Below are 5,190 nucleotides of genomic sequence, written 5' to 3' on the forward strand. Positions count from 1 at the left end.
TAAGTGAGCCAGCAGCGATCCGTAGTTCCCGAAGGCTCTCGCACTTCAGTACAGTATGGAACGCGGGCAGGCTTATCTTCTGTGTTCGGGATGGGTACAGGAATTGCCCTGCCGCTATGGCCGCCAGACTCACTTACAGATGATGAAGTTAAAGGTAAAGCCAAGGTCCGGATTCGAACCGGAATGGAATCGCTCTGCAGGCGATTGCGTAGCCGCTCCGCCACCTTGGCGCCAAGAGCGATTATTCATTGGGACCAGTACATTAAATACTTTACCTTACGGTCATGTATAACATGCATGCACATATCAGATTTCGCCTGGACAAAGTAAGGTAGATAGGCACGGATGGTTAGTGGCCGCGGACTGAACACCTCGTTGCCTTGGTGCTTACATCCCGACTCTATCAAACCGATCTTCTATCGGAATCCTTAATGCAGTCTCTTTTCAGGTCAGATTTCGAGCTTAGATGCATTCAGCTCTTATTCCTTAGCGCGTAGCTGCTCGGCGATGCCTTGTCAGACAACCGATACACCAGTGGCGCCGCTACCCTGTTCCTCTCGTACTAAAGGTAGCTTACCCTCAGACCACGTACACCTCTAGTAGATAGTAACCGACCTGTCTCACGACGGTCTAAACCCAGCTCACGATCTCCTTTAATAGGCGAACAACCTCACCCTTGGCCGCTGCTGCACGGCCAGGATGGAAAGAACCGACATCGAAGTAGCAAGCTGCCGGGTCGATATGTGCTCTTGCCGGCAACAACTCAATTATCCCCGAGGTAACTTTTCTGTCATTTTTGGCCCGCACCAAGCGGGACACAAAAGTTCGCTAGAACCGACTTTCGTCTCGTCATCCACTGCTATGCTGAATAACGTCAGGCTGACTTATGCTCTTGCACTCTTCAGTAGGTTTCCGACCCACTTGAGTCAACCATTGCGCGCCCTTGATATCTTTTCAAGGGCGTCCCGCCCCAGGCAAACTGCCTACCTATCGGGGTCCTCCTCGCGGAGTTAGGATCGTAATCTCAGAAGGGTAGTGTCCCAACGGCGACTCCACCGATGCTGGCGCACCGGTTTCGATGTCTCCTACCTACACTGTACATCCAAGATCACAACCCAGCGACAGGCTGCAGTAAAGCTCTACGGGGTCTTCACTTCCCCCTAGAGGTCTCTAGACTGTGCACTAGAAAGTAAGCTTCACCGGACTCTGGCTAGGGACAGTAGAGCTCTCATTGATCCATTCATGCGAGTCGCCAATTAAGCGACAAGGTACTACGCTACCTTAAGAGGGTCATAGTTACCCCCGCTGTTTACAGGCCCTTCGTCCCGTTGAACCGGGTTTTCAGGTACCTGCACTGAGCAGGATTCAGAGATCGTACTAGCCCTTACGGGTTTGCGATCTCCTATGTTGATATTAGACAGTTAGAGCTCTCTTGTCACTGCGACCTGCTGTCTACACAGCAGGCACTCCTTCTCCCGAAGTTACGGAGCTAATTTGCCGAATTCCCTTAGCCAAAATATTCCGACACGCCTTAGCCTTTTCAGCTAGGGGCACCTGTGTCAGTTCTCGGTACGGACTCTTGACTCCCTTTTCACGGGTTCCCGGGTGAAGCTGACTTTCGCCATAACACATTCGTCCGCTTCTCGCCATTACGGCTCTCCACGGACTTCGGTGCTTGGACGGCGCGACAGCGCCGCTCAACCTGCCCAAAAACGTCAGTTTGTTGTCAAGAGGTACAGGAATATTAACCTGTTTCCCTTTTGACTTACTCGAATTACGGTAAGTCTTAGGACCGACTAACCCTCGGCTGACGATCATTGCCGAGGAAACCTGGCCCCTTCGGCGGATAGGATTCTCACCTATCTATGCTGCTACTATTACCAGGATTTTCGTTTCCGCACGGTCCACAGGACTTCACAGCCCTGCTTCTGCCCGAACGCAACGCCTTCCTACAAGATCACCTTTCGGTGCTCCGTGGTATCGGTGGTCGACTTGAGCCCCGTCCATTTTCGGGGCCCTAAACCTCGACTGGTGGGCTGTTACGCACTCTTTAAAGGATAGCTGCTTCTAAGCTAACCTTCCAGCTGTCTAGGGCTTAGGACGCCCTTTAGTATTAACACTTAGTCGACACTTGGGGACCTTAACCACGGGCTGGGTTGTCTCCCTTACGGACTACAAGCTTACCCCAGTAGCCCGGACTCCGACCTTCTACGATGACGGTGATTTTGGAGTTTGACAGGAGGATGAGGGATTTCTCCCCCAGAATCTCCAATCAGTGCTCTACCCCACCGACGATCTCCAGTCAGGTCATGCTGCGACATGTTTCGGAAGGAACCAGCTGATGCCGGGTTAGATTAGCCTTTCACTCCGAGACGCAGGTCACGCGAATGATTTGCAGATCAATACCGCTTGCGGTCCTCCACGTAGCTTTCGCCACGCTTCAACCTGCCCACGCCTAGATCACCCGGCTTCGGGTCGTATCGTAATGACTCCACGCACTTGTATACGTCGCGCCTCACCCGCAAGGGTTGCGCGCATGTTGCTTTCGCTTCGGCTTCCTAAGTAAAAAGTTAGCCATCGCCATTTCGATACACTCCCTGGCCCGTTCTTCAAAACGTAAGATATGACATCGGCAATGACACTCGTACAGCAGCCTCGCGGCTGTTTCCTTCGCGTCAAAGATCCTTTCACGCCATATCGCTCCATCGCCTCCAGGTTTCAGGCACTTTTAACCTCCCTTTTTGGGGTACTTTTCAGTTTTCGGTCACCCTACTAGTTCGCTATCGGTCTCAAGATGTATTTAGTTTTGGAAGTTGGTGCCTCCCAAATTCGCGCGAGAATTCCGACCCACGCTACTCAGGCTACATCCCGGGTCCTTTGATCATTATCTACGTGACTTTCACACTCTTTGGTCTCACGTTCCAGAGAAGTTCGATCATGACCAAGTGGGACCTTTAGGAAAAGCCTATAACACCACATCTCCCGTCCGTTACCGGCGGGATTCAGTTTGAACTATACCGTGTTCATTCGCCATTACTAGCGGCATCTCTTCGATTTCTTTTCCTGCCCCTACTAAGATGTTTCAATTCGGGGCGTTCCCGATCATTACTGATCAATGCGCAAAGCGCATTAGGAAGACCCATTAGGAGATCCCAGGTTCATCGGTTCCATGCACCTACCCTGGGCTTATCGCAGCTTGGCACGTCCCTCATCAGCACTTGAGCCGAGCCATCCACCTGAAGGCATAATTACCAGAGTCCACCTCACTTTATCCAGTGAGCGTCTGATATATGCATGCTTATACATGATCTCATTGTGACCAACATGGGGTTGTTGACCACTTCATCCTTCCCGGGCAAAATTACTTGCCTGGTGCACTGATATAAATGGACTTGCTGGGATTCGAACCCAGGGCCTTCGCCTTGCAAAGGCGACGATCTTCCAACTGATCTACAAGCCCCTGAGCGTCCCGCTTTATTTTGTTGGATCTGGCAGTTTATCGATTTCTGACCGGTTGTGGTGATCGGCATTATGCCGATCTGCTTAGGAGGTGATCCAGCCGCAGATTCCCCTACGGCTACCTTGTTACGACTTAACCCCCCTTGCGAAATTTAGGTTCGAACACGGCACAAGGTCCGTGCCCTCACCCATACCTCACTCGGGTGGTTTGACGGGCGGTGTGTGCAAGGAGCAGGGACGTATTCACCGCGCTATATTGAAACGCGATTACTACGGATTCCAGCTTCACGAGGGCGAGTTACAGCCCTCGATCCGAACTAAGGCCGGGTTTATGAGATTACCAACCCCTTTCGGGGTAGGAGCCCATTGTCCCGGTCATTGTAGCCCGCGTGTAGCCCTGGAGATTCGGGGCATACTGACCTACCGTAGCCCGCACCTTCCTCCGCTTTAGCAGCGGCGGTCCCCACAGAGTACCCATCGTCCCGAAGGACATGCTGGCAACAGTGGGCACGGGTCTCGCTCGTTGCCTGACTTAACAGGATGCTTCACAGTACGAACTGACGACGGCCATGCACCTCCTCTCAGCGATTCGGGTAAGACCTTCAGCCTGACCTACATATTGCTGTCGCCCCAGGTGAGTTTTCCGGCGTTGAGTCCAATTAAACCGCAGGCTCCACCCGTTGTAGTGCTCCCCCGCCAATTCCTTTAAGTTTCAGCCTTGCGGCCGTACTTCCCAGGTGGCTCGCTTCACGGCTTCCCTGCGGCACCTGAAACGGTCGCACCGTCCCAGACACCTAGCGAGCATCGTTTACGGCTGGGACTACCCGGGTATCTAATCCGGTTCGTGCCCCCAGCTTTCGTCCCTCACCGTCGAACCCGTTCTGGTAAGACGCCTTCGCCACTGGTGGTCCCACAGGGATTACAAGATTTCACTCCTACCCCTGTAGTACCTCTTACCTCTCCCGGTTCCAAGTCTGACAGTATCCCCCAGAAGCCTAACAGTTAAGCTGTCAGATTTCCCGGAAGACTGATCAAACCGGCTACGGACCCTTTAGACCCAATAATAGTGGCTACCACTCGGGCCGCCGGTGTTACCGCGGCGGCTGGCACCGGTCTTGCCCGGCCCTTGCTATCACATGTTATTTATACATATGGACAGCCAACATAATATGCTGGCACTCGGTGTCCCCTTATCGCGGTTTCCCGCATTGTAAAGTTTTCGCGCCTGCTGCGCCCCGTAGGGCCTGGATTCATGTCTCAGAATCCATCTCCGGGCTCTTGCTCTCACAACCCGTACCCGTCGTCGGCTAGTAGGTACGTTACACCCACTACTACCTGATAGGCCGCAGATCCATCCTAAGGCGCCGGAACTTTTGATCACAGAACATTCCAGTTTCTATGAACTATTCGGAATTATCCCCAGTTTCCCGGGGTTATGCCGAACCTTAGGGCAGGTTATCCACGTGTTACTGAGCAGTACGCCATGTTCACGAAGAACATTTGACTCGCATGGCTTAATCGAACACCGATAGCAGTAACCTCTGGCAGGATCAACCAGAATTGTTGATCACACACAAAAGTATATTCTTTGGAAGTCATTTAAGGAATCGATCGGAGAAATTCTATTTGAGAGAATTTTCCTTTCTGCACATTAGTTTGGCTAATTCCTTTTGTAGTATATAGTACACTACCGGTCAGAATTAACCGAACTGCCAAATCCAACGTCAGACA

2 tRNA genes and 3 rRNA genes are annotated in these 5,190 nt (G+C 52.3%); all 5 read right to left on the reverse strand.

The features are described from left to right. Positions 1–6 precede the first annotated feature (6 nt). Positions 7–128: ribosomal RNA gene (rrf, locus tag CUN85_RS12760) — 5S ribosomal RNA — on the reverse strand. 30 nt (positions 129–158) lie between these two features. Further along, positions 159–230: transfer RNA gene (locus tag CUN85_RS12765), tRNA-Cys, on the reverse strand. A 99-nt stretch (positions 231–329) separates the two neighbouring features. Then, positions 330–3,258, reverse strand: a 23S ribosomal RNA gene (locus CUN85_RS12770). Positions 3,259–3,387: 129 nt separating this feature from the next. Beyond that, positions 3,388–3,460, reverse strand: a tRNA-Ala gene (locus tag CUN85_RS12775). 85 nt (positions 3,461–3,545) lie between these two features. Continuing rightward, positions 3,546–5,020: ribosomal RNA gene (locus CUN85_RS12780) — 16S ribosomal RNA — on the reverse strand. The 16S, 23S and 5S rRNA genes sit together here with 2 tRNA genes alongside, the layout of an rRNA operon. Between the last annotated feature and the right edge of the window lie 170 nt (positions 5,021–5,190).

The sequence above is a fragment of the Methanolobus halotolerans genome, assembly GCF_004745425.1.
Classification (GTDB): domain Archaea; phylum Halobacteriota; class Methanosarcinia; order Methanosarcinales; family Methanosarcinaceae; genus Methanolobus; species Methanolobus halotolerans.